Raw genomic sequence first — 22,637 nt, 5'->3', positions numbered from 1 at the left:
TTTTGCTTTCGAATTTGACATTTCGAAAATAAGACCTTATTCTTTCGATGACTTAACCAGACTAATTCTTTCGATGACCAACCTACTCCAGCGTGCCCCCCAAGCCTGGCGCGATATCGGCGGCCTTGATACCGCCGAAGAAATCGTCCATCAGCCAGCCCTCTGGCGCGAGCTGGCGGCGCATCTCGCCGCCGAAAAAGACAGCATCGCCGCCTTCCTCGGCGACACCCTGGTCAATCCGCAGCAGCGCGTGATCCTGACCGGCGCCGGCAGCTCGGCCTATGTGGGCGAGATTATCGCCGACGAAATCAACGCGGCCTGGCCGTGCCAGGTGCGCGCCATCTCCACCACCAGCCTGTTGACGCATCCGGCGCTGTACCTGGAGCGCAGCGCGCCGACGCTGGTGGTATCCTTCGCCCGCAGCGGCAACAGCCCGGAAAGTACGGCGGCGGTTCAACTGGTGCGCGACATGGTGCCGACCGCGCGCTTCCTCAACATCACCTGCAACGCCGACGGCGCGCTGGCCACGCAGGCCGATGGCGACGCCTTCAACCTGATGATGCCGGCCGCCAGCTGCGACCGTGGCTTCGCCATGACCTCCAGCTTCACCTGCATGCTGCTGGCGGCGCTGTGCGTGCTCGATCCCGATTTCCAGCCGGAGCGTCTCAACACGCTGGCCGCCTTGGGCGAGAAGGCGCTGGCCGCGTGGTCGGCGCCGGTGGCGGAACTGGCCGCGCAGCGCGTGTCGCGCGTGGTCTACCTGGGCAGCGGTCCGCTGGAAGCGCTGGCCAAGGAGGCGGCGCTGAAGATCCTCGAACTGACCGCCGGCAGCGTGCTGGCGATGGCCAACAGCGCGCTCGGTTTCCGCCACGGCCCCAAGGCCGCGCTCAACGCCGAGACGCTGGTGGTGCTGTTCCGCAGTTCCGATCCGCTGTCGCGCCGCTATGAGCACGACCTGCTGCTGGAGCTTCAGCGCGACCAGGTGGCGGGCCGCTGCCTGACCGTGGGCGCGGGCGCCGACATCGGCATCGACGCGCCGGCCTGGCCCGATGCGTGGCTGGCGCCTTTGTGGCTGCTGATGGCGCAGCAGTATGCGCTGCACCAGTCGGCGTTGCTGCAGCTGCGTCCCGATAATCCTTTCGCCGGCGGCACCGTGAATCGTGTCGTGCAGGGCGTCACCATCTACCGCCATGACGAATTCTGAACCACGCGGCTATCACGGCATCGACATCGGCGGCACCAAGATCGAGCTGGTGGCGTTTGCCGAAGAAGGCCATGAACTGAAAGAAGTCCACCGCGAACGCATCGCCACGCCGGGTACCGATTTCGCCGAGTTCCTGCTGGCGATCCAGGGCCTGGTGGGCCGCGCCGACAAGGCCCTGGGCCTGCGCGCGCCGGTGGGCATCGGCCTGCCCGGTGTGATCGACAGCGCCACCGGGCGCCAGCTCAGCTCCAACGTGCCGGCGCTGAATGGCCGCGCCGTGGCGCATGCGCTCAAGGATGCGCTGGAGCGGCCGGTCGCTGTCGGCAACGATTGCCAGTGCTTCGCGCTGTCGGAAGCGCAAGGCGGCGCGGCGCACGGCCAGTCGACCATGTTCGGCGCCATCATCGGCACCGGCGCCGGCGGCGGCTACTGCGTCGACGGCCGCCTGCTGCGCGGCGCCAACGGCGTGGCCGGCGAATGGGGCCACTGGCCTCTACCGGCTTCGCAATTGATGCCGCAGATGCCGCCGCAACCTGCACCGTCACAGGCGCAGCAGATGTCGCAGCAATTGGCGCCACAGTCGGCCGCCGCGCTGCCGGTGCTGGACTGCCCATGTGGACGGCGCGGGTGCCTGGAACGTTATGTCTCCGGCCCCGGCATGAGCCGGCTGCATCTGCACCTCGGTGGCGGCGACGAGACGCCGGCGGCCATCGTGGCGCAGGCGCGGGCCGGTTCGGCCATCGCCGCCAAGACCATGGCGCTGCACGCCGACCTGCTGGGCCACGCACTGGCCACGCTGGTGCTGACGCTGGACCCGCACGCGATCGTGCTGGGCGGCGGCCTGTCGCAACTGGCCCACCTGTACGACCAGCTGCCGGCCGCGATGCGTCGCCACCTGTTCCCCGGCGTGCGCGTTCCGCCCATTTTGCCGCCCAAGTTCGGCGACGCCGGCGGCGCGCGCGGCGCCGCCCTGCTCGCACGCCAGCAATTCGCCAAACCCTGACTCATCACCGACCAAGCCAGCGACCATGAAAACTACCGAATCCCTGTCCCCCGTCCAGCAAATCGTCGCCGCCCACCGGCGCGGCGAGGCCGTCGGCTTGTACAGCGTGTGCTGCAGCCATCCGAGCGTGCTGCGCGCGGCGATGCGGGTGGCGTCCGACTACGGCACCGTGCTGCTGGTGGAGGCCACCTCGAACCAGGTCGACCAGTTCGGCGGCTACACCGGCATGACGCCGTCCGCCTTCCACGAGTACGTGCACAATCTGGCGCGGGACCAGGGCTTCCCGTCGGAGCGACTGGTGCTGGGCGGCGACCATCTCGGCCCCAACGCCTGGCAGCACCTGGACGCGGCCACCGCCATGCAGCACGCGGAGACACTGATCGCCGCCTACGCCGCCGCAGGCTTCCACAAGATCCACCTCGATTGCAGCATGCGCTGCGCCGACGATCCGCAGCACCTGAGCGACGAGACCATCGCCGCCCGCTCCGCGCGTTTGTGCGCCGTGGCGGAAAAAGCAGCCGCACAAGCCGGCCTGCCGCCGCCGGTGTACGTGATCGGCACCGAAGTCCCTATCCCCGGCGGTGAAGCGAACCTGGCGCAGGCCGGCGCGGTCACCTCGCCCAAGGCCGCCGCGCGCACGCTGGACGTGCACCGCCTGGCCTTCTTCGCGATGGAACTGCACGATGCCTGGCGCCGCGTGATCGCCATGGTGGTACAGCCGGGCGTGGACTTCGACCACAGCCAGATCCAGCACTACGACGCGGCGCAGGCAAGCGCGCTGTCGGCCTTCGTGGCCGGCCAACCGGGCCTGGTGTTCGAGGCCCATTCCACCGACTACCAGCGCGAATCGGCGCTGCACGAAATGGTGCGCGACCACTTCGCCGTCCTCAAGGTCGGCCCGGCCGCCACCTTCGCGCTGCGCGAAGGCCTGCAGGCGCTGTGCCGCATCGAGGAGGAGCTAGTGCCCGCCGGCCGGGCCTCGCGCCTGATGCAGGTGCTGGACGAGACCATGCTGGCGCAGCCCAAGCATTGGGCCAAGCACTATCCCGGCAGCGGCGCCGAACAGCGCCTGCTGCGCCGCTACGGCCTGAGTGACCGCTGCCGCTACTACTGGGGCGAGCCGGCGGTGACGGCCGCCGTCGAGCGCCTGTGCGCCAACCTCGATGCGCTGACGATCCAGTTGTCGCTGCTGAGCCAACACCTGCCGGACCAATACCTGCAGGTCCTGCAAGGCCAGTTGGCCGCCAGGGCCGGAGCGCTGCTGGAGCATAAAATCGGCCGCGTGCTGGCGCAATATGCGCGTGCCTGCAACCGCAACAACGCCCACGATTCCGCGTCAAATGCCGGCGCGCCTGCTGGCAGCGCGGCCGCGATCTGTTAAGCTCGACATCTTTGATCATCTGACAGCAGAACAATGCGAAATACCAGTCAACGCCGCGCCTCCATCCTGCAGGCGCTCACCCGCCACGGCTCGGTCCAGGTGGCCGCGCTGGTGGACCAGCTGGGCGTGTCCGCCGTCACCATCCGCAGCGACCTCAGTGCGCTCGAATCGCAGGGACTGGCCACGCGCAGCCACGGCGGCGCCACGCTGGCGCGCACGCCGCCACCCGAGCAGACCATCCCGCAAAAGGACGCGCTGAACCACGAACAGAAGGAGCGCATCGGCGCCTGGGCCGCGCGCATGGTGCAGCCGGGCGATAACATCATCATCGATTCGGGCACCACCACCATCTCGCTGGCGCGCCACCTGCACGAGGCGCAGAACGTGACGGTGATGACCAATGGCCTGAACATCGCGTGGGAACTGGCCGACGCTCCCGGCGTCGACCTGATTTTGACGGGCGGCCTGCTGCGCAAGCAGTCGCTGTCGATCCAGGGCACGCAGGCCGAGGCCTGCCTGCAGGCCTACAGCTTCGACAAGCTGTTCCTCGGTGTCGATGGCCTCGACCTGCAGTTCGGCGTCACCACCCACCACGAGGCCGAGGCTAGCCTGAACCACAAGATGGTGGAGCGCGCCAAGAAGATCATCGTGCTGGCCGACGCCTCCAAATTCGGGCGTGTCAGCCTGCACCGCATCGTGCAGCTGGACCGCGTCCATACCGTCATTACCGACGCCAGCATCAACGCGGAATACCGCGACGGCCTGCTGGCGGCCGGCATCGAACTCCTGATAGCGGAATAACAGTGTCAATCAGCGGCAAAATCCTTACCCCTCAAGGCTGGATCACGGGCAGCATCGCCTTCGACCAGCGCATCCAGTCCATCCAGGCCGACGCGCACGCCGACGCCGGCCTGACCATCCTGCCCGGATTCATCGACCTGCACGTGCACGGCGCCGCCGGCGTCGACATCATGCAGGGCGGCGATGCCGGCGCCACGGTGGCGCGCAGCCATGCGCGCCACGGCACCACGGCGCTGTTGGGCACCACCATGACGGCCACCGACAATTCGATCCGCCGCGCGCTCACCGGCCTGGCCGGCGTGATCGCCGAGCGTCCGGCCGGCGGCGCGCGCGTGCTGGGCGTGCACCTGGAAGGCCCGTTCCTGAGCATTCACAAGCTGGGCGCGCAGCCGGCCGACGCAGTGGCGGTGGCCAGCCTGGAACTGGTGCGCAGCTACCACGAGCTGGCGCCGATCCGCGCGCTGACCATTGCCACCGAAGTGGACGGCCACCTGGACCTGATCCCCATGCTCAAGCAGATGGGCATCCGCGTGCAGCTGGGCCACAGCAATGGGAGCTACGAGGACGGCGTGGCGGCGCTCAACGCCGGCGCGGCCGGCTTCACCCACCTGTTCAACGGCATGACGGCGCTCAACCACCGCCATCCCGGCATCGCCGGCGCCGCGCTGGCGCATGCCGAATACGCCGAGATCATCCCCGACCTGCAGCACGTGCACGAGGGCGCGATCCGCGCGGCGCTGCGCGCCATCCCGCGCCTTTATGGCGTGACCGACGCCACCTCGGCCACCGGCATGCCGGACGGCGAGTATGGCTTGGGCAGCCAGCGCGTCTACAAGTGCCTGGGCTGCGTGCGGCTGGCCACCGGCTCGCTGGCCGGCTCGGTGCTGACCATGGACCAGGCGCTGCGCAATTTCGTCGGCCTCGGGCTGGACCTGGCCGACGCCTCCAACCGCCTGTCGCTCTACCCCGCCGACTACATCGGCGAACCGGAACGGGGCCGCCTGACGCCGGGCGCCTGGGCGGACATCGTTGTCCTCAATGCCGATCTGCAGCCGGTGGCCGTCTTCGTTGAGGGCCAGGCCGTCGATCTTACTTCCCACTGAACGGAGTCCCGATGCAAGCCACCCTGTCCAACGCCCCCGCCCGCGCCATGGGCTTTCTGCTGTTCATAGCCGGGATGGGAGGGCTGTTGTACGGGATCGACGTCGGCATCATCGCCGGCGCCCTGCCCTATCTGGAATCGACGGCGTCGGTGGCGTGGAAGCTGAGCGCGCAGCAGTTGGGCTTTATCGTGGCGGCTGTTCTGCTGGGATCCGTGCTGTCGTCGCTGTTCGCCGGCGCGCTGGCCGACCTGGTGGGACGGCGCGCGGCGATGGTGCTGGCCGGTGCTCTGTTCACCGCGAGCATACCGCTGATCGCATTGGCCGACGGCTACCTGGCGCTGATGCTGGGCCGTCTGCTGCAGGGCATCAGCGGCGGCTTGATCGGCGTGGTGGTGCCGTTGTACCTGGCCGAGTGTCTGCACGCGCGCCATCGCGGGCGCGGCGCGGCGCTGTTCCAGCTGCTGCTGACCATCGGCCTGGTGGCGGCCGCGCTGATCGGATTGTTCCAGGCGCGCGAGGTGGAAACCGCCACCGCCGCAGCACAGAGCCTGGAAGCGGCGGCGCGTGCCGGCGCGGTGTTCGCGGCCAAGGATCACGCGTGGCGCAGCATCTTCTGGATGTGCCTTGCGCCTGGCCTGGTGTTCACGCTGGGCGGCCTGCTGCTGTCGGAGTCGCCGCGCTGGCTGGCGCGCAAGGGCCACATCGCGCAGGCCCGCGCGGCGCTGCTGCGCACCCGTCCCGCCGCCGAGGCGGATGCGGAGCTGCGCGAGATCGAACAGGCGCTGTCGCCAGCTGCGGCGGACGGCGGCGCGGCGGATGGCGACCGCCTGCTAAGCCGCCGCTATGTGCTGCCCTTCCTGCTGGCCTGCCTGGTGCTGGCGCTGACGCAGGCGACCGGCATCAATTCCATCCTGGCCTATGTGGTCACAATCCTGAACCAGGCCGGCCTGCCCGGCGCCACCGCCAACATGGCCGACGTTGCGCTCAAGGTGCTCAACGCGGTGCTGACGGTGGTGGCGGTGGCGCTGGTCGATCGCAAGGGCCGCAAGTTCCTGATGATGCTCGGCACCGGCGGCATCGTGGTGGCGCTGGTGATGGCGGGCCTGCTGTTCCGCAGCGTCGAGGGCGAGCAGCGCGACGTCTCCGCCATGCTGCAGGCGCGCACCCATGGCGACGTCCTGGAACTGCACCTCGATCCGGAGACCCTGCGCGCGCTGGGCGCAACACCGGCCGACAGCGCCGCCATGCAGCTGTCGATCGCTTATTCCTACGGCCCGTTCACCAATGTGCAGAGCCGCCGCAGCGACGATCCTGCCCTGCCGCTGCTGCGCGTCGCGCGCGAGGACACGGTGCAGGCGGATAGCGTGATCGGCGCCTTCTTCCGCCGCCTGCATTTGAATCCGTTTGCCGATCCGGCCGAAGCGGTGGGCGCGCCGCTGCGCATCGAGCAGGCGCACCTCTCGGCGGTGCCGCCGGCCTCGCACGGCTGGCAGGTGGCGCTGGCGATCTGCCTGTTCGTCGCCAGCTTCGCGGTCGGCCCCGGAGTGTGCGTGTGGCTGGCGTTGTCGGAGCTCATGCCCAACCGCATACGCTCCAACGGCATGAGCGTGGCGCTGCTGATCAACCAGTTCGTGTCGACCGTGATCGCGGCGGTGTTCCTGCCGACCGTCGGCCAGTACGGCTACGCCACGCTGTTCTTCTACGGCGCCGGCTGCGCGCTGCTGTACTTCCTCACCGCCGCCTTCCTGCTGCCCGAGACCAAGGGCAAGACGCTGGAGGAGATCGAGGCGCACTTCTCGCGCCGGCGCCAATCAGCCTAGTCGACCTGGCCGCGCTCAGGCCAGGCAGGCTTCGAGCGAGGTTTCCAGCAGTGGGAAGTGGCCGCTGTCGACCATGCGCAGGCTGGCCTGCGGGAAGATGGCGCGCCAGAGCGGGCCATCGTGTTCGGCGTCGATCATCGGGTCGTGGCGGCCGAACAGCACCGACACGGGACCGTTGAAAGCGCTGCGGCCCGGCGCGCGGAAGGTGGCGGCGAAATCGTCCGAGATGGCGACCGCGCTCACGCCGTCGAACCCACCCGGCTGCTGCAGCACCTCGACGAAATGGCGCGGCGCGTCGCCCGCCTGCGGGCCGAAATACAGGGCCGGCACGTCCGGCAGCAGTTGCAGCGCGCCGAACACGTCCCAGAAGCGCGCGCGGCCCGGTGCCGCGTCGAAAGCGGCCAGCGCCGCCGTCACCTTGTCCGCATCGGCATGGCCGGCATTCAGCGCCAGCGCGCGCCGCGCCAGGCGCAGCGCGGCCTGTTCGGGATTGTAGGTCGGCGCCAGCAGCACGACGCGCTCCACCGACTCGGGCGCGTGTTGCGCCAAATGGGTGGCCAGGTGCGCGCCGAAGGAGCTGGCCATCACCGTCATCGGCGCGCCGTGCTCCTTCACGCTGCGGCGAAATTCGACCAGCGCGGCTTCCAGCAAATCCAGATAGGGATGCGGCGCACACGGCGTGGCCGGCGGCTGCTGCCACCATTGCACCTGTTGCGCCTGCGGGTAGCGCGTGCGTTCGACTTCAACGCTCATGCCAGGGCCGCCGTGCAGATAGAAAATCGACGTCATGGTTCCTCCTTGAGTGGACATGGTCTCAAGCCTAGCGCAGGCATATTTTTTTGGCAAGCGTGCAACTGGCTGATTGACTTCGCCGCGCGCTGTGTTCAAATAAGCGCTTGACGTCCTCCCCGCCCTAAAGAGCGGAGATTCCTACTGCTAGCGTCGCACGTCCGCGACGGAGAATATTGACCGCAGCATTTCGATCACGATCATGTACAGCACCGCAATCGCTACAGCACCATTCTCTTACTCCAAGGTCTGCGATACCCTTCGGCCTCGTATCGGGCAAAGCGCCGCAATGCGAGCAGACCTGGGTGGTGAAACGTTCGTCGACTTCCTCGAACCAGGCGCCATGCTTAACAGCCTTGTACGCCAGTTGTGTACGGAAGGACGACCAGCCGACATCGTAAACCGACTTCGCCATGCTGGTTTTGGCGAGCCCCTGCGCGTTGACATTGCCGACCACGATATAGTCGAAGGCGGCGATGATCGCGCTGGTACGGGTGTGCAGAAAATTGAGTCTGCGGTTGGCGATCTTGGCGTGGATGGCTTTGATCCGCCGTTTCTTGCGCGCGCGCTGGGCACACGCCAGCGCCGCCTCGGCTTCCCGGTAAAAGTGAGGCGCCTCGATGGCGCTGCCGTCGCTCAATGTCGCCAATGTCTTCAGGCCCAGATCGATGCCGCCCCCACGCACGGGGGCACGGACCGGTGCAGGTTCTACCTCGACGACAATATTGAGGAACCAGTTGCCGCGACGGTCGCGCGAAAAGTTGGTGCCATCGAGAATTTTCCCTTCCGGCAGAGGGCGCGAGTAAAACACGCGAAACGTGCGGCCGGCGAACCGGAACGCGTTGCCTTCGCGCTTGAGTTCACGCCCCTTCAACGGCACCCAGCCCATCGCTTTGCGGCCACGATAGCGCAAGTAAGGCCGATGCGACGTGGCACGCGAGGTGGCGTAACGCTGGCAGATGTCGTTGACCGTGCCCGAATGCAGGCCAAGCTCCTTCGAACAGCCAGTGGTCAGCTTGATCAGGTCAAATCCTGTGTGCCAGCGCCGACCGAAACGCAACGCGTCCTTTTGTCGATCGTTGCAGTAGTTCCAGACGAAATTGACCGTCCGTGCTTGCTGGTTCAGCAGGCCGCTCAAGGATTTGACGCGATATCGGTAAACCAGTTTCATACATGTTTGACCATAGCGGAACGCTTGAGTTCCGTATTTTTGTCCCTCGCATCGACTCCTGCGGAGTCGGTTCCTTTCACTCCTCGCCCAAAAGGACGAGGTTTCTCGGAACAAATCTGATGAAAAAATATCTCCTTGCCCTATCCCTGCTGCTGGCCGCCGCGCATGCGCCGGCGCAGGTGCTGCCGCTGCGCGAACAGGCGGCCGTGATCAACCAGCTGTTGGCCGAACGCTTCGACAAGCTGCTGCCGGACATGATGGCGCAGACCGGCATCGATATGTGGATCGTGGTCTCGCGCGAGTACAACGAGGATCCGGTGTTGAAGACCATGCTGCCGGCCGAGTGGCTCAACGCGCGCCGCCGCACGGTGCTGCTGTTTTACCGCGATCCGTCCAGCGGCCGCGTGGAGCGGCTGGCGGTGGCGCGCTACAACGTCGGCGACAGCATCGCGGCGGCGTGGGACATGAAGAAGTTCCCCGATCAGTGGGCTGCGCTGGCGGACTTGGTCCGGCAGCGCAAGCCGCACAAGATCGCGCTCGACACCTCGCGCCATTTCGGCCACGCCGATGGCATCGACCATACCGACTACATCGAGCTGCTGCAGGCGCTGCCGGCCGAGTATCGCGCCCGGGTGGTGTCGGCCGAGCCGCTGGCGGTGCGCTGGCTGGAGACCCGCACCGACAGCGAGATGCGGATCTATCCGCAGATGATCGAGGCCACACACCGGATCATCGACGAAGGTTTTTCGGAACGCGTGATCACACCCGGCGTCACCACCAGCGAGGATGTGGTGTGGTGGTTCCGCCAGAAGATCCGCGACCTGGGCTACGACACGTGGTTCCATCCGTCGGTGGAGATCCAGCGCCAGGGCAAGGACCAGCCGGATGGTGGCGTGATCCTGCCCGGCGACCTGCTGCATGTGGATATCGGCATCACCTACCTGCGCCTGAACACCGACGTGCAGCAGCATGCCTATGTGCTCAAGCCCGGCGAGACCGCCGCGCCGGCCGCGCTGGTGCAGGCCTTCGCGCGCGCCAATCGTCTGCAGGATATCCTGACGGCGCAGTTCCGCCAGGGACGCACGGGCAACCAGGTGCTGGCGGCTGCGCTGGCGCAGGGGCGCGCCGAGAACCTGAACCCGGTCATCTACACCCATCCGATCGGCTACCACGGCCACGCGGCCGGCCCCACCATCGGCATGTGGGACATGCAGGGCGGCGTGCCTGGCAGCGGCGACGAGCCGCTGCGCCACCGCACCGCGTACTCGATCGAGCTTAGTGCGGCGACGGCCATCGAGGGCTACGCGCAGCCGGTGCGCATGATGCTGGAGGAGGACGCGTACTTCGACCAGGCCGGCGTGCGCTACATCGGCGGGCGCCAGCAGGAGCTGCTGCTGGTGCCGCGCCGCCCTTCTCCTGTGGCGCAGTGAGAAGCGTCAGGCCTTGCGGGTGAAGCCGTCGTCGCTCCACGCCTCGCTGCCGACGCCGTGGCGCACGAAGAACAGGCCCTCAGGATCGTACTGCCGCTTGGCGCGCGCCAGCCGTTCGTAGTTGGCGCCCCAGAACGCGTGCTGCCAGTCGGTGATGAAGTAGTCGCTTTCCGACACGTAGGAGCCGGCCTTCGGTGCGGCCTGGCGCAGCGCGGTCATCGCCCGGCCAATGGCGGCGGCCCGTTCGCGGCCTCGCTGCGCGGCCGCCTGTGCGGCCGCCTGCGCGCCGTGCGCCGCTTTCGCGCCTTGCGCGGATTGTGCGCCCTGCCCGGCTCGCGCACCTTGCGAGGATTGCGCGTCCGCCGCAGCCGGCATGCCGGGATAGCGCGGGCCGTCGCCGCCGGCGATGATGGCCAGCGCGAACGCGCCCAGCACATCGGGATTCATGGCCGTGTCGCGTGCGGCGGCCAGGTCGGCGGCCGAGGCACCGGCCAGGCCCTTGTTGAAGTGCAGGCCCACGCGCCAGTGCCGCGTGGCGCGGAACAGCGCGTCGGTCAACTGCGCCTGCTGTTCGGCCGCCAGCAAGGTGGCCGGCAGCCACGCAGACTGATAGCCGTGGATGAACCAGCCCGCGTCGGCCGCGTCGCCCTTCCACACGCCGTGGTGCGCGGGTGCGCCGGGACGTTCGTCGGCCAGCATGAAGCCCGGCGCGTATTTCTTGAAGAAGGCCAGGTTCCAGAACTGCCGCGCCGGCAGCGCCACCACGCGGAACGGCTGTTCCAGCGCATACTCGGGCCGCTCGCCCAGCCAGGCCAGGAACGGCGCCCACACCGCCTCCGCCTGCTTCTGGTCCAGTCCCTGGAAGACCATCGATACATCCACCGTGTTGCCGGTGTTGAAGCCGATCTGCTCGCCCCACGTCGAATTGAACAAGGCGCTGGCGTAGAACGCCACCACCTGCGCGATCAGCGCGCGGTAAGCCTCGTCCGAAGCCGCCTTGATGGTGAAGAACACCGCGCCGAAGTTCTCCGGCAGTTCGCGTGTGCGCAGCGTCAGCCGCGTGACCACGCCGACGCTGCCGCCACCGCCCCCCTTCAAGGCCCAGAACAGCTCGGGATTGGTGCGGGCGTTGGCGATGCGCACCTGGCCGTCGGCGGTCACCACCTCGGCCTCCAGCAGGCCGGCGGCGGCGGTGCCGTAGTTCTTCGAGAAGCTGCCGAAGCCACCGCTCTGCACCAGCCCCGCCACGCCGACCGTGGTGCAGCCGCCGCCCTGCACATAGCGCCCGCCGCGCGTGGTGACGGCGTCGTAGGCATCGATCCACATCGCGCCCGCGCCCAGCGTGACGGCCGGCTGCGGCGCATCGTCGCAGCCCTGTGCGACGAAGGCCGGCTGCAAGGTGGCCTCATTCATCTGGCGCGTCCACACCAGCAGCGAATCGGGCGCGTCCGACGTGCCCTGGTAGCTGTGGCCACCGCCCTTGACCACCAGCCGCAGATTGTGCTCGCGCGCGAAGTTGACCGCCGCCACCACATCGGCCGTGGTCCGCGCGGCCACCGCGTAGGCGCTCGGCTGCGAGGACCAGGCGTCCAGCCAGCCGCTGGTCTGGGTCAGCGCCGGCTGGTCGCCGATCGCGTAGGTATTGTTGAGCTGCTCCAGCGCGGCCACGCAGGCCGGCGCGGCGGCGCTCCCGGCGCAGGCGGCGAACGGCGCGTCCAGCTTGAGCAGGCGGCCATCGACGCGCTGCCCCAGCTGCTTCCACGCGGCGGCCGACGGCCAGCCGGCGTCGCCCGGACGCACGCGGCGGCGCGGCGCGGTGCGCGCGGCGCTCAAGGCAGGCAAAGTGGTGAGCGACATCAGCGGCAAGGCCGCCATCGACTTGAGCAGGCTTCTTCTTTTCATGGGTGGCTTTCATGTTTGATGGAGACAACGCCACCTTAGCGCAGCGGCCGCCCGCGGGTCCATCGCTATGTGGCGAGACGGACAGGCGCGGGGCGAAGCGGATATTCTGTTGACCTCGCTTAACGAATCATGCCTGCAAGCTCCAGGGTGGCAAAAAGCCGCGCGACCTGCGAAGATAAGTACGCAGGCGTCCGGCCAGAGCGCCTGCGCGAGCACGCAAAGTTTGGCCCCACACCCACCAGGAGAAGTACATGAATTCGTTTGTGGAAACCATTTCGCCAGCGGCAAAGAATCACGTGGAAGCCCGTATCGACTATTTCAGCGACCTGACCCTCGCCGCCTTGCAATCGGTGCGCCAACTGTCCGATGTGAACCTGCAGTTCGGCAGGGACTGGCTCCAGGCTTCCACCGAAGCCTGCCGCACGGCGCTGCTGACTCCGCCCGGCGAGCGCACCACCGCCGATGTCCCTGGCGCCGACCAGCTGATGCAGAAGGTGCAAGACTGGCAGCAGCAGGTGAACCAGATCGCGACCGACTTCCAGGCCAGCATCAACCAGGTGGTGCAGCAGCATGCGCCGCAGACGGCCCGCACCGCCTCCGAGCTGGCGGCCGCGGTCACGCAGAAGGCCGCCGCCCAGGCCGACCAGCACCTGCGCAGCCAGACGGCGGTGGCCAAGGAGATCCACGATCAATCGCGCCAGTTCGCCAACATGGCGGCGCAAAACGGTTCGATGGCGCAGCCGGCCTCGATGCAGAGCGCTGACGACAAGGGCAACAAGAACTGAACGACGGCTATAAAAACCGTTCCGGGATGTCTTCGACGAACGGGTACATCGAGAAGTAAGGCTTGGCCTCGTCCAGTACCCGCTTGACCGAGGGCCGCGTCACCAGCCGCTCGAAGTAGTCGTTGAGCTGCTGGTATTCCTCGGGGAACGGCAGCAGCGTGGCGGCGTAAAACAGCGCGGGCGCCGCCGCGCAATCGGCCATACTGAACTCCTCGCCGCACATCCAGCGGCGCGTGGCCATGCGCTTCTCGATCATCTTGTACGCCGTCTTGAGCTTGGTGCGCTCCCTGGTCTGGTCGCACTGCATGCCGCTCAGGTGGGCGCCGACGATGGTCTGCACCGGCTCCTGCACATAGTGGTCGAAGAAGCGGTCCCACAGGCGCACGTCCAGCGCCGCCTCCCAGTCGGCCGGGATCAGGTCCTGCGGGCCGGGGAAGTAGCGATCCAGGTATTCGATGATGACCGACGTCTCCGGCACGTCGCGGCCGCGCTCGTGGTCGCGCAGCACCGGGAATTTGCACAGCGGCCAGATCGCCTCCAGCTCGGCGCGGTCGCCCTCCTCGCCCAGGTTGATCAGGCGCTTGTCGAACGGCGTGGCGTTTTCGTACAGCGCGATCAGCACTTTGTGGCAGAACGAGGCCAGCGGGTGGTAGTACAGGGTCAGGGACATGGTCGGCTCCGGGTTTCCAGTGTCAGGCACCGCCGCGCGGTACCAAAGAATTCAGCAGATGATACTTCAGACAAGCTGATAGCGGCGGACAGGAAATGTTGCGACACTGCGCTCCGTCATCGCCGGGCCACCTCAAACAAGCGCCGGCGGACCTCCGAACCACCACACCACAGGATCTTCCATGCGCCTTGCCGCCACCCTCGCTCTCGCCTCTCTTTGTGCCGTCAGCAGCAACTGCTACGCCGACGCCCTCGAACTCCCGTCCTCGTCGGGCCCGCAGACCGCGCCCGCCGCCGGCGACAGCCTGACCCTTGGCGCCGGCCTGGCCTATGTGCCGGAATACGCGGGCGCCAAGAAGAGCCGCGTGGTGCCGCTGCCCTACCTCGAACGCACCTTCGACAATGGCTTCTTCATCAGCACCATGCGCGGCGCGGGCTTCCAGACCAGCGTCTCGGGCGTCGGCCTGAGCGCGGCGCTGACCTACGGCGGCGCGCGCGCCGACCACAAGCGCAACATCTTCGACGGCTCCGACGCCCTCAAGGGCATGGGCGACATCGAAGGCGCGGCGCAGGCCGTGCTGGCCGCCAGCTACCAGGTCGGCACCGTCGGCCTGAGCCTGAGCACCACGCAGAACCTGGCGCACCGCGACCACGGCGCCACCTACAGCCTGGGCGCGTCGATGCCGCTGTACACCACCGCCAGCGACCAGGTCGGCCTGAGCGCCTCGACCGAGTACGCCGACAAGAAGCACATGCAAACCTATTTCGGCGTGACCGCCGCGCAAAGCGCCAACTCGGGCTACCAGGCCTACACCCCCAAGTCCGGCTTCACCAACGTCACGATGGGCGTGAACTGGAACCACGTGCTGGACAAGAACTGGTCGGTGCATTCCGCCGCCGGCTTCTCGCATCTGACCGGCGACGCCGCCGACAGCCCGCTGACCAAGCGCAAGACCACGCCGATGCTGATGACAGGCATCGCCTATAAATTCTAAGCGGCTTAGCCCGATGATATTATTGAAGGAAACTCAACTCACCGGTTCCTTCAATAATGCCTCTACTCACACTGCTTACCTTTGTCGCCCTCGCGCTGTCCGTGGGGGCCGTCTGGCTTCAACCCTCGTCGCGCCGTCCTTTCGCCCCATGGCAGGCCGTGTTTGCCGCCGCGCTGCTGTGCGGCTGGCAGGCCGGCGTGCTGCAGGCGCCCGCCCTGGTGGCGCTGGCCCTGTTCGCCGGCGCGGCCTGGCTGACGGATGGCGTCTCCCAAAAATTTCTGCGGATAGTGTTCGGCGTGCTCACGCTGGTGCTGGCGTTCGCGCTGGCGATCCACAAGCTGCCGGGCTTTAACAATCCTGTGGTGATCGCGGGGGTCGTGTTCTCGGAGGGCGGCAAGCCGTTCACGCAGTATGCGAATTTCGACAAGGGCGCGGTCGGGCTGATCCTGCTGGCCTTCATCTGCCGGCGCGCGACGTCGTGGCCGGAGCTCAGCGCGGCGCTGAAGAAGACCTGGCCGGTGCTGCTGCTTACCGTGGCGGCCGTGATGGGCGCCGCTACCGGCGCCGGCTTCGTGCATCCGGCGTTCAAGGTGTCGTCGCTGACGCTGACCTTCCTCGCGGTGAACCTGTGCTTTACCGCGGTGGCTGAGGAGGCTTTCTTCCGTGGCTTCGTACAGGCGCGGCTGGCGTCGGCGCTGTCGGGCTTGCGCTACGGTTCGTGGGTGGCGCTGGTTTGTTCGGCGCTGCTGTTCGGCGCCGCCCATCTGGCGGGCGGCCCCGTGTACGCCGGGCTGGCCGCGCTCGCGGGCCTGGGCTATGCCTACGCGTATCACGCCACGCAGCGCATCGAGGCGCCCATCCTCGTGCACTTCGCGCTCAACGCCGTGCACTTCGTTTTCTTCAGCTATCCGTGAGCGCCTAGTTCAGCAACAGCTCCGGCTGCGCGTGGACGATGGCGGTCTTGGGCAGGCAGACGATGAAGGTGCTGCCCTTGCCCGCCTCCGAGCGGATCTGCAAGGTCGAGCCGTGCCGCAGCAGCACGTGCTTGACGATCGCCAGGCCCAGGCCGGTGCCCTGCGTCTCGCGCGAGCGGCTCTTGTCGACGCGGTAGAAACGTTCGGTCAGACGCGAGATGTGCTCGGGGCTGATGCCGATGCCGGTGTCTTCCACCAGGAACTTGACGCCGCCTTCGAACTCGCGCCACACCAGGTGGATCTTGCCGCCGGCCGGGGTGTAGCGCACCGCGTTCGACGCCAGGTTGCCGAAGGCGCTGTGCAGCTCTTCGTAACTGCCCATGACGTCCGGCCCGTTGACCGACATCGTGATCTCGTGCTTGCCCGCCGACAGCGCGCGCGCGTCGCGCAGCACCTGTTCCATCAGCTTGGGCACGTCGACCTGCTCCGGCCGCATCGGATAATCCACCGACTCCAGCCGCGACAAGGTCAGCATGTCCTCGATCAGGTGCTGCATGCGGTGGCCCTGCTCGGTCATCAGCTTCAGGTGCGCCGAGCGCGTTGCCGCGTCCAGGCCCTCGGAAGCGGCGATCTCCAGGAAGCCGACAATCACCGTCAGCGGCGTGCGCAGCTCGTGCGAGGCGTTGGCGATGAAGTCGCGCCGCATCTCCTCGATGCGCTCGGTCTCGGTGGCGTCGTGCGTCACCAGGATCTGGCGGCGGTTCTCGAACGGGATGATATGCACGATCAGCTTGCGCTCGCGGAAGCTGATCGTCAGCGGCTGCTCGTAGCGGCCGAGGATGATGTAGTCCATGAAATCCGGACTGCGCACCAGGTTGGTCACGCGCATGCCCTTGTCGCGCTCGTGCGTGAGGCCCAGGTGCTTCTCGGCGGCCGGGTTGCACCACTCCAGGAACAGCACGTCGTCCATGATGACCACGCCATCCGGCAGCAGGTGCATGGCCTGCCGGAAGCGCGCCAGCCATTCGGTCAGCTCGGCCTGGTTCTTCTCGTCGTCGCGCCGCATGCGGTACAGGCGCGAGAAGATGTTGGTCCACGCGCCCCAGCCGTCGGGCAGCTTGGCGCTTTGCGGATCGTCCATCCAGTTGCTGAGCTGGTACAGGTAGGTCAGCTGCACGAACACCATCACCATCATGGCCAGCAGCGCCAGCACCAGGCCGTGGATCCAGCCGAACATCCAGCCCAGCGTCGCGCAGCCCGCCAGGATGATGGCCGTGCGCAGCGCCGCCGGCACCCAGAACACCAGTTTAGGATTCATTATTTCTCCGACAGCATGTAGCCCACGCTACGCACCGTCTTGATCAGATGCTCGGCCTCCTTCAAGGCCTTGCGCAGGCGCAGCACGTGGACGTCGACGGTACGCTCCTCGATCACCACATGGTCGCCCCAGACCTTGTCGAGCAGCTGGCTGCGCGAGAACACGCGCTCGGGATGGGCCAGCAGGAACTTGAGCAGCTTGTACTCGGCGTGGCCGATGTCGATCTTCTGCTCGTCCATCGACACCGTGCAGCTGACCGGGTCCAGCATGACGTTGGCCGCGCGCATGGTGGCCTGGGCGTGCTCCGGGCTCTTGCGGCGCAGCAGCGCCTTGGCGCGCGCCAGCAGCTCGCGCGGCGAGAACGGCTTGGTGACGTAGTCGTCGGCGCCGCTGTTCAGGCCGGCCAGCTTGTCCTCTTCCATGCTCTTGGCGGTCAGCATGATGACCGGGATTTCATTGAACTGACGGTCGGAGCGGATGCGCGCCAGCAGGCGCAGGCCGGTCTGGTCGGGTAACATCCAGTCCAGCAATATCAGCTGGGGGGTCTTGGTCTGGATGAAGTCCCAGGCTTCGGCGCAGCTTTGCACTGCGCAGCAGTTCCAGCCCGCTTCGCGCAGCGAGAACGTCACCAGCTCGACAATGGCTGGCTCGTCCTCGACGATCAGTACGGTGGTTTTATCAGATGCCATGTTCTCTTATTTACTCAGCTTGCGCCGGCACGTCGTCCGGTATCGGTGCGGTCTTGGTGTGGCGGATGTCCTTGCCTTCGACGACGTAGATGACGTATTCGGCGATGTTCTTGGCGTGGTCGCCGATGCGCTCGATGGCCTTGGCCACCCACAGCGTATCGAGCGCGGCCGAGATGGTGCGCGGGTCTTCCATCATGAAGGTGATCAGGTTGCGCATGATCGAGCGGAACTCGTGGTCGATCACGGCGTCCTGGGCGATCAACTGCAGCGCCTGCTTGCCGTCGTTGCGGGCAAACGCGTCCAGCGCGTCGTGCAGCATGTCGCTGGTGTTGTTGGCGATGCCGCGCACCATCTCGTAGTGGTTGACGGTCACGGCGCCGCGCGCGTGGAGGGCTTTGGCGGTGCGGGCGATCTTGGTGGCCTCGTCGCCGATGCGCTCCAGGTCGGTGATGACCTTGATGGTCGCCATGATGGTGCGCAGGTCGTTGGCGGCCGGCTGGCGGCGCACGATCAGGTGGCTGCAGGCGTCGTCCAGCGACACTTCCAGCTGGTTGACGGCGTCGTCCTCGCGCATCACGCGGTCGGCGCGCTCGGGATTGCCGATGCGGAAGCAGGTCATGGCGTCGAGGAATTGGGTCTCGACGATGCCGCCCATCAGCAGCACCTTGCTGCGTATGGCTTCCAGTTCGTTGTCGTACTGTTTGGATGAATGTTCACCGATCATGCTGCTCTCCGTAGTCGATTTGCTATTATAAGTGCGATCAGCCGAAGCGGCCGGTGATGTAGTCCTGCGTCTCTTTGCGCGCGGGATTCATGAAGATCTGGTCGGTCTCGCCGAACTCCACCAGCTCGCCCAGGTACATATAGGCGGTGTAGTCCGAGCAGCGCGCCGCCTGCTGCATGTTGTGGGTGACGATGGCGATGGTGTAGTCCTGCTTGAGCTCGCTGATCAGCTCTTCCACCTTCGAGGTCGAGATCGGATCCAGCGCCGAGGTCGGCTCATCCAGCAACAGCACGTCCGGCTTCACCGCCACGCCGCGCGCGATGCACAGGCGCTGCTGCTGGCCGCCCGACAGCGACAGGCCGGACTTGCTCAGCTTGTCCTTGACCTCGGTCCACAGCGCGGCCTTTTTCAGCGCCCATTCCACACGCTCGTCCATCTCGCCCTTGGACAGGTCTTCGTACAGGCGCACGCCGAAGGCGATGTTGTCGTAGATCGACATCGGGAACGGGGTCGGCTTCTGGAACACCATGCCGACCTTGGCGCGCAGCATGTTGACGTCCTGGCCCTCTTCCAGGATATTGCGGCCGCGGTACATGATCGAGCCCTCGGCGCGCTGGCCCGGGTACAGGTCGTACATGCGGTTGAGCGTGCGCAGCAAGGTCGACTTGCCGCAGCCCGACGGGCCGATGAAGGCCGTGACCTGCTTCTCGTGGATGTCCAGGTTGACGTTGGTCAGGCTCTGGGTTTTACCGTAGAAAAAATTCAGACCCGAAATCTCGATGGTTTTACGTTTGCCGTTCATCGGCACCACATTCTCTTGGCTCAGTTGCGTATTCATTATTGATCGCTTTTATCAGTTTAATTCGCAGGTTTAATTCGGGACTTTTTGGCTGAACAGGGTGCGCGAGATGATGTTCAGCGCCAGCACGCTGAAGGTCACCAGCAGCGCGCCGCCCCAGGCCAGCTCGCGCCAGTTGTCGTACGGGCTCATGGCGAAGCCGTAGATCACCACCGGCAGGTTGGCGATCGGCCGGTTCATGTCGGCGCTGAAGAACTGGTTGTTGAGCGCGGTGAACAGCAGCGGCGCGGTCTCGCCGGAGATGCGGGCCACGGCCAGCAGCACGCCGGTGATCACGCCGGCCTTGACGGCGCGCAGGCGCACCAGCATGGCCACCTTCCAGCGCGGCGCGCCCAGCGCGAAGGCCGCTTCCAGCAGGCTGTTGGGCACCAGGCGCAGCATGTTGTCGGTGGTGCGGACCACGACCGGAATCGCGATCAGCGCCAGCGCCAGCGAACCGGCGTAGCCCGAGTAGTGGTTGACGGTGGCCACGTACAGCGCCCACACGAACATGCCGATCACGATCGACGGCGCCGACAGCATGATGTCGGTGACGAAGCGGGTCAGGCTGGCGATCTTGTTTTCCTCGCCGTACTCGGCCAGGTAGATGCCGGCCAGGATGCCGATCGGCGTGCTCACCAGCGTGGACAGGCCGACGATCATCAGGCTGCCCAGGATGGCGTTGGAGACACCGCCGCCCTCGCTGCCCGGCGACGGGGTAGGCTGCGTGAACAGGTGCAGGTTGAGCGCGCCGAAGCCCTTGACGGCCAGCGTGACCAGGATCCAGGCCAGCACCAGCAGGCCGACCGACATCGCCAGCACGGACAGGGCGATGCCGACGCGGTGCGCCAGCAGGCGCTTGCGGTAGACCGGATTGACCGGCGAAGTGGTAGCTTGCTTCATTTGACGCCTTCCTTGCGGGACATGCTCGCCAACATCAGCTTGGCGGAGGACAGAACAATAAACGTGATGACGAACAGGATCAGCGCCAGCGCGAACAGCGACGAGGTGTGCAGCGGCGTGTCGGCCTCGGCGAATTCGTTGGCCAGGGTCGAGGCGATCGAGTTACCGGCCGCGAACAGCGACCATGACAGCTTGTTGGCGTTGCCGATGACGAAGGTCACGGCCATGGTCTCGCCGAGCGCGCGGCCCAGGCCCAGCATGACGCCGCCGACCACGCCGGTCTTGGTGTATGGCAGCACGATCTTGCGCACCACTTCCCAGCGCGTGCAGCCCAGGCCGTAAGCCGATTCCTTCAGCACGGCCGGCACGATCTCGAACACGTCGCGCATCACCGAGGAGATGAAGGGGATGATCATCACCGCCAGGATCAGCGCGGCGGTCAGGATGCCGATGCCCATGGTCGGGCCGCTGAAGAACTGGCCGATGATCGGCAGGTGGCCCAGGGTGTTTTTCAGCAGCGGCTGCACGTAGTCGCCGAACAGCGGCGCGAACACGAACAGGCCCCACATGCCGTAGATGATGGACGGCACGCCGGCCAGCAGCTCGACCGCCGTGCCCAGCGGGCGGCGCAGGCCGGCCGGGCAGATTTCGGTGAGGAACAGCGCGATGCCGAAGCTGACCGGGAAGGCGATCAACAGCGCGATGCCGGAGGTGGCCAGCGTGCCGACGATGGCGATCGCCGCGCCGTATTTTTCATTGACCGGATCCCACTCGACGGTGGTGATGAAGCCCGGGCCGAATTCCTTGAAGGCCGGCCAGGCGCCCACCACCAGCGAGATGATGATACCGAGCAGCACCGCCAGCACGGACAGCGCGAACAGCATGGTGGTCTTGTGGAAGATGAAATCCTGGATGCGCTGGTTGCGCATGGTGCGTTGCAGGGCGCGCAACGCGGCGTGCTCCGCTGCGCTTGCCTGGGCGGTGCTGGCCTGCATAAGCGGCTCCGATTTGGTCAGGGGCGTGGAAGTGATATCAGCGCTCATTATGGTTGTCTCGTTGATGTAAGCTAGCCTGCGGCGCCCGGTCGGGCGGCGCAGGCTAACCCCCTCGCCGCCAATTGCCGGCGGCGAAGGGATGGTCCCGATTAGTAGATGCCCTTGCCCGATGCATCTTTCAGGTTGGCTTTCCAGGAATCCTGGATCAGCTTGACGACCGACGCTGGCATCGGTACATAGTCCAGATCGGTCGCGGCGGCGGCGCCGTTCTTGAAGGCCCAGTCGAAGAACTTGACGACTTCCTTGCCTTTGGCTGCGTCAGCCTGGGCTTTGTGCATCAGCACGAAGGTCGCGCCGGTGATCGGCCATGCGTTCTTGCCTGGCTGGTCGGTCAGCACCACGGCGAAGCCTGGGGTTTTGGCCCAGTCGGCGTTGGCGGCGGCGGCCTTGAAGAACTCGTCGTCAGGCTGCAGGAAGTTGCCGTCCTTGTTTTTCAGCTGGGTGTGCGACATCTTGTTTTTCTTGGCGAAAGCCCACTCGACGTAGCCGATCGCGCCCTTGATACGCTGCACGTTGGCGGCCACGCCTTCGTTGCCCTTGCCGCCCACGCCCACGGCCCATTTCACGGCAGCGTCGGCGCCGATCTTGGTCTTGAATTCAGGGCTGGTTTTCGACAGGAAGTCGGTGAACAGGAAGGTGGTACCCGAACCGTCGGCGCGGTGCACCACGGTGATTTCCTCGGCTGGCAGCTTCACGCCTGGGTTCAGCGCGGCGATCGCGGCGTCGTTCCACTTGGTGATCTTGCCCAGGTAGATGTCGGCGATCAGCGGGCCGGTCAGTTTCATCTGGCCCGGGGTGATGCCGTCCAGGTTGACCACGGCGACCACGCCGCCCATGATGGCTGGGAACTGCATCAGGCCTTCGGCGTCCAGTTCAGTGGCGCTCAGCGGCTTGTCCGAGGCGCCGAAGTCCACGGTCTTGGCTTTGATCTGCTTGATGCCGGCGCCCGAACCCACCGACTGGTAGTTCAGCACGTTGCCCGAGGCGCTCTTGTACATATCGGCCCACTTGGCGGCGATCGGGTACATGAACGAGGAGCCGGCGCCGGTCATATCGGCGGCGGAGGCGGCGGAGGAGAATGCCATAACAGCAGACACACCTACTACCAGGGAAGAGATCAGTTGTTTGAGTCGCATTACAGGT

General features: G+C 66.5%; 21 protein-coding genes. 10 read left to right on the top strand and 11 right to left on the bottom strand.

Annotation, left to right across the window (positions count from 1 at the left end; all coding sequences use genetic code 11):
* The first annotated feature begins 73 nt into the window (after positions 1–73).
* The 6 genes from ACUJB0_RS24440 to ACUJB0_RS24415 are packed head-to-tail and all read left to right on the top strand — an operon-like array spanning position 74 to position 7,312.
* Positions 74–1,204 carry an SIS domain-containing protein gene (locus ACUJB0_RS24440; RefSeq protein ID WP_444847495.1) on the top strand — a complete coding sequence of 377 codons (1,131 nt, stop codon included), beginning with the start codon at positions 74–76 and terminating at the stop codon, positions 1,202–1,204.
* Positions 1,191–2,207 (top strand): ROK family protein, encoded by a 1,017-nt coding sequence (locus ACUJB0_RS24435; protein ID WP_444847494.1) that lies wholly within the window; start codon positions 1,191–1,193, stop codon positions 2,205–2,207. Before ACUJB0_RS24440 ends, ACUJB0_RS24435 begins: the two co-directional genes overlap by 14 nt.
* 25 nt (positions 2,208–2,232) lie before the next feature.
* Entirely contained in the window at positions 2,233–3,588 is a 1,356-nt protein-coding gene (locus tag ACUJB0_RS24430) for a D-tagatose-bisphosphate aldolase, class II, non-catalytic subunit (RefSeq protein ID WP_444847493.1), read from the top strand.
* Positions 3,589–3,621: 33 nt separating this feature from the next.
* Positions 3,622–4,389, top strand: coding sequence for a DeoR family transcriptional regulator (locus tag ACUJB0_RS24425; RefSeq protein ID WP_444847492.1), 768 nt, complete (start codon positions 3,622–3,624; stop codon positions 4,387–4,389).
* A complete protein-coding gene (gene nagA / locus ACUJB0_RS24420; RefSeq protein WP_444847697.1) occupies positions 4,386–5,492 on the top strand; it encodes an N-acetylglucosamine-6-phosphate deacetylase in 1,107 nt (368 codons plus the stop codon). The genes ACUJB0_RS24425 and nagA overlap by 4 nt, the downstream gene beginning before the upstream one ends.
* An 11-nt stretch (positions 5,493–5,503) precedes the next feature.
* Positions 5,504–7,312, top strand: coding sequence for an MFS transporter (locus ACUJB0_RS24415; protein WP_444847491.1), 1,809 nt, complete (start codon positions 5,504–5,506; stop codon positions 7,310–7,312).
* Positions 7,313–7,327: 15 nt separating this feature from the next.
* On the opposite strand, the gene ACUJB0_RS24410 is transcribed toward ACUJB0_RS24415, so the two are convergent.
* Both ACUJB0_RS24410 and ACUJB0_RS24405 read right to left on the bottom strand, forming a co-directional pair.
* Positions 7,328–8,101 carry an alpha/beta fold hydrolase gene (locus ACUJB0_RS24410; protein WP_444847490.1) on the bottom strand — a complete coding sequence of 258 codons (774 nt, stop codon included), beginning with the start codon at positions 8,099–8,101 and terminating at the stop codon, positions 7,328–7,330.
* A 124-nt stretch (positions 8,102–8,225) separates the two neighbouring features.
* A complete protein-coding gene (locus tag ACUJB0_RS24405; RefSeq protein ID WP_444847489.1) occupies positions 8,226–9,272 on the bottom strand; it encodes an RNA-guided endonuclease InsQ/TnpB family protein in 1,047 nt (348 codons plus the stop codon).
* Between the two features lie 119 nt (positions 9,273–9,391).
* Here ACUJB0_RS24405 and ACUJB0_RS24400 point away from each other — a divergent pair, with 119 nt between their 5' ends.
* Positions 9,392–10,702: a M24 family metallopeptidase gene (locus tag ACUJB0_RS24400; protein WP_444847488.1), complete on the top strand. Its 1,311-nt coding sequence runs from the start codon at positions 9,392–9,394 to the stop codon at positions 10,700–10,702.
* Positions 10,703–10,708: 6 nt separating this feature from the next.
* On the opposite strand, the gene ACUJB0_RS24395 is transcribed toward ACUJB0_RS24400, so the two are convergent.
* Positions 10,709–12,604: an FAD-dependent oxidoreductase gene (locus ACUJB0_RS24395; protein ID WP_444847487.1), complete on the bottom strand. Its 1,896-nt coding sequence runs from the start codon at positions 12,602–12,604 to the stop codon at positions 10,709–10,711.
* A 251-nt stretch (positions 12,605–12,855) separates the two neighbouring features.
* Between ACUJB0_RS24395 and ACUJB0_RS24390 the strand changes: the two genes are divergently transcribed.
* Positions 12,856–13,389, top strand: coding sequence for a phasin family protein (locus ACUJB0_RS24390; RefSeq protein WP_444847486.1), 534 nt, complete (start codon positions 12,856–12,858; stop codon positions 13,387–13,389).
* Positions 13,390–13,396: 7 nt separating this feature from the next.
* Here the strand turns inward: ACUJB0_RS24390 and ACUJB0_RS24385 are convergent, their stop codons facing one another.
* The gene (locus ACUJB0_RS24385; protein ID WP_444847485.1) at positions 13,397–14,059 is read right to left on the bottom strand and encodes a glutathione S-transferase family protein; all 663 of its coding nucleotides are present in this window, start codon (positions 14,057–14,059) and stop codon (positions 13,397–13,399) included.
* A 181-nt stretch (positions 14,060–14,240) separates the two neighbouring features.
* Here ACUJB0_RS24385 and ACUJB0_RS24380 point away from each other — a divergent pair, with 181 nt between their 5' ends.
* Together ACUJB0_RS24380 and ACUJB0_RS24375 are read left to right on the top strand one after the other, a co-directional pair.
* Positions 14,241–15,053 carry a MipA/OmpV family protein gene (locus ACUJB0_RS24380; protein ID WP_444847484.1) on the top strand — a complete coding sequence of 271 codons (813 nt, stop codon included), beginning with the start codon at positions 14,241–14,243 and terminating at the stop codon, positions 15,051–15,053.
* A 56-nt stretch (positions 15,054–15,109) separates the two neighbouring features.
* Positions 15,110–15,967 carry a CPBP family intramembrane glutamic endopeptidase gene (locus tag ACUJB0_RS24375; protein WP_444847483.1) on the top strand — a complete coding sequence of 286 codons (858 nt, stop codon included), beginning with the start codon at positions 15,110–15,112 and terminating at the stop codon, positions 15,965–15,967.
* A 4-nt stretch (positions 15,968–15,971) separates the two neighbouring features.
* Here the strand turns inward: ACUJB0_RS24375 and phoR are convergent, their stop codons facing one another.
* The 7 genes from phoR to pstS all read right to left on the bottom strand — a co-directional run bounded on the left by phoR (position 15,972) and on the right by pstS (position 22,630).
* On the bottom strand, positions 15,972–17,285 hold the full coding sequence (gene phoR / locus ACUJB0_RS24370) for a phosphate regulon sensor histidine kinase PhoR (RefSeq protein ID WP_444847482.1): 1,314 nt from the start codon (positions 17,283–17,285) through the stop codon (positions 15,972–15,974).
* Positions 17,285–17,974, bottom strand: a complete 690-nt coding sequence (locus tag ACUJB0_RS24365; RefSeq protein WP_117009873.1) for a response regulator — start codon at positions 17,972–17,974, stop codon at positions 17,285–17,287. The genes phoR and ACUJB0_RS24365 overlap by 1 nt, the downstream gene beginning before the upstream one ends.
* A gap of 10 nt (positions 17,975–17,984) precedes the next feature.
* A complete protein-coding gene (phoU, locus tag ACUJB0_RS24360; protein WP_008447308.1) occupies positions 17,985–18,698 on the bottom strand; it encodes a phosphate signaling complex protein PhoU in 714 nt (237 codons plus the stop codon).
* 37 nt (positions 18,699–18,735) lie between these two features.
* Entirely contained in the window at positions 18,736–19,536 is an 801-nt protein-coding gene (pstB, locus tag ACUJB0_RS24355; protein ID WP_117009871.1) for a phosphate ABC transporter ATP-binding protein PstB, read from the bottom strand.
* A 33-nt stretch (positions 19,537–19,569) separates the two neighbouring features.
* On the bottom strand, positions 19,570–20,439 hold the full coding sequence (gene pstA / locus ACUJB0_RS24350) for a phosphate ABC transporter permease PstA (protein ID WP_444847481.1): 870 nt from the start codon (positions 20,437–20,439) through the stop codon (positions 19,570–19,572).
* The gene (gene pstC, locus ACUJB0_RS24345; protein WP_117009869.1) at positions 20,436–21,434 is read right to left on the bottom strand and encodes a phosphate ABC transporter permease subunit PstC; all 999 of its coding nucleotides are present in this window, start codon (positions 21,432–21,434) and stop codon (positions 20,436–20,438) included. Before pstC ends, pstA begins: the two co-directional genes overlap by 4 nt.
* Positions 21,435–21,583: 149 nt before the next feature.
* Positions 21,584–22,630, bottom strand: coding sequence for a phosphate ABC transporter substrate-binding protein PstS (gene pstS / locus ACUJB0_RS24340; protein WP_444847480.1), 1,047 nt, complete (start codon positions 22,628–22,630; stop codon positions 21,584–21,586).
* Between the last annotated feature and the right edge of the window lie 7 nt (positions 22,631–22,637).

The sequence above is a fragment of the Duganella caerulea genome (assembly GCF_040362985.1).
Lineage (GTDB): Bacteria > Pseudomonadota > Gammaproteobacteria > Burkholderiales > Burkholderiaceae_D > Rugamonas > Rugamonas vulcania.
This window is presented reverse-complemented; position numbering and strand designations above follow the sequence as displayed.

Coding starts and splice junctions, on each gene's coding strand:
- ACUJB0_RS24435 (WP_444847494.1), top strand. CDS start 1,191: ATGACGAATTCTGAACCACGCGGCTATCACGGCATCGACATCGGCGGC.
- ACUJB0_RS24375 (WP_444847483.1), top strand. CDS start 15,110: ATGCCTCTACTCACACTGCTTACCTTTGTCGCCCTCGCGCTGTCCGTG.
- phoU (WP_008447308.1), bottom strand. CDS start 18,698: ATGATCGGTGAACATTCATCCAAACAGTACGACAACGAACTGGAAGCC.
- ACUJB0_RS24410 (WP_444847490.1), bottom strand. CDS start 8,101: ATGACGTCGATTTTCTATCTGCACGGCGGCCCTGGCATGAGCGTTGAA.
- ACUJB0_RS24430 (WP_444847493.1), top strand. CDS start 2,233: ATGAAAACTACCGAATCCCTGTCCCCCGTCCAGCAAATCGTCGCCGCC.
- ACUJB0_RS24425 (WP_444847492.1), top strand. CDS start 3,622: ATGCGAAATACCAGTCAACGCCGCGCCTCCATCCTGCAGGCGCTCACC.
- pstA (WP_444847481.1), bottom strand. CDS start 20,439: ATGAAGCAAGCTACCACTTCGCCGGTCAATCCGGTCTACCGCAAGCGC.
- ACUJB0_RS24380 (WP_444847484.1), top strand. CDS start 14,241: ATGCGCCTTGCCGCCACCCTCGCTCTCGCCTCTCTTTGTGCCGTCAGC.
- ACUJB0_RS24385 (WP_444847485.1), bottom strand. CDS start 14,059: ATGTCCCTGACCCTGTACTACCACCCGCTGGCCTCGTTCTGCCACAAA.
- ACUJB0_RS24395 (WP_444847487.1), bottom strand. CDS start 12,604: ATGAAAAGAAGAAGCCTGCTCAAGTCGATGGCGGCCTTGCCGCTGATG.
- pstB (WP_117009871.1), bottom strand. CDS start 19,536: ATGAATACGCAACTGAGCCAAGAGAATGTGGTGCCGATGAACGGCAAA.
- ACUJB0_RS24365 (WP_117009873.1), bottom strand. CDS start 17,974: ATGGCATCTGATAAAACCACCGTACTGATCGTCGAGGACGAGCCAGCC.
- ACUJB0_RS24440 (WP_444847495.1), top strand. CDS start 74: ATGACCAACCTACTCCAGCGTGCCCCCCAAGCCTGGCGCGATATCGGC.
- pstC (WP_117009869.1), bottom strand. CDS start 21,434: ATGCAGGCCAGCACCGCCCAGGCAAGCGCAGCGGAGCACGCCGCGTTG.
- ACUJB0_RS24405 (WP_444847489.1), bottom strand. CDS start 9,272: ATGAAACTGGTTTACCGATATCGCGTCAAATCCTTGAGCGGCCTGCTG.
- phoR (WP_444847482.1), bottom strand. CDS start 17,285: ATGAATCCTAAACTGGTGTTCTGGGTGCCGGCGGCGCTGCGCACGGCC.
- ACUJB0_RS24400 (WP_444847488.1), top strand. CDS start 9,392: ATGAAAAAATATCTCCTTGCCCTATCCCTGCTGCTGGCCGCCGCGCAT.
- ACUJB0_RS24415 (WP_444847491.1), top strand. CDS start 5,504: ATGCAAGCCACCCTGTCCAACGCCCCCGCCCGCGCCATGGGCTTTCTG.
- pstS (WP_444847480.1), bottom strand. CDS start 22,630: ATGCGACTCAAACAACTGATCTCTTCCCTGGTAGTAGGTGTGTCTGCT.
- ACUJB0_RS24390 (WP_444847486.1), top strand. CDS start 12,856: ATGAATTCGTTTGTGGAAACCATTTCGCCAGCGGCAAAGAATCACGTG.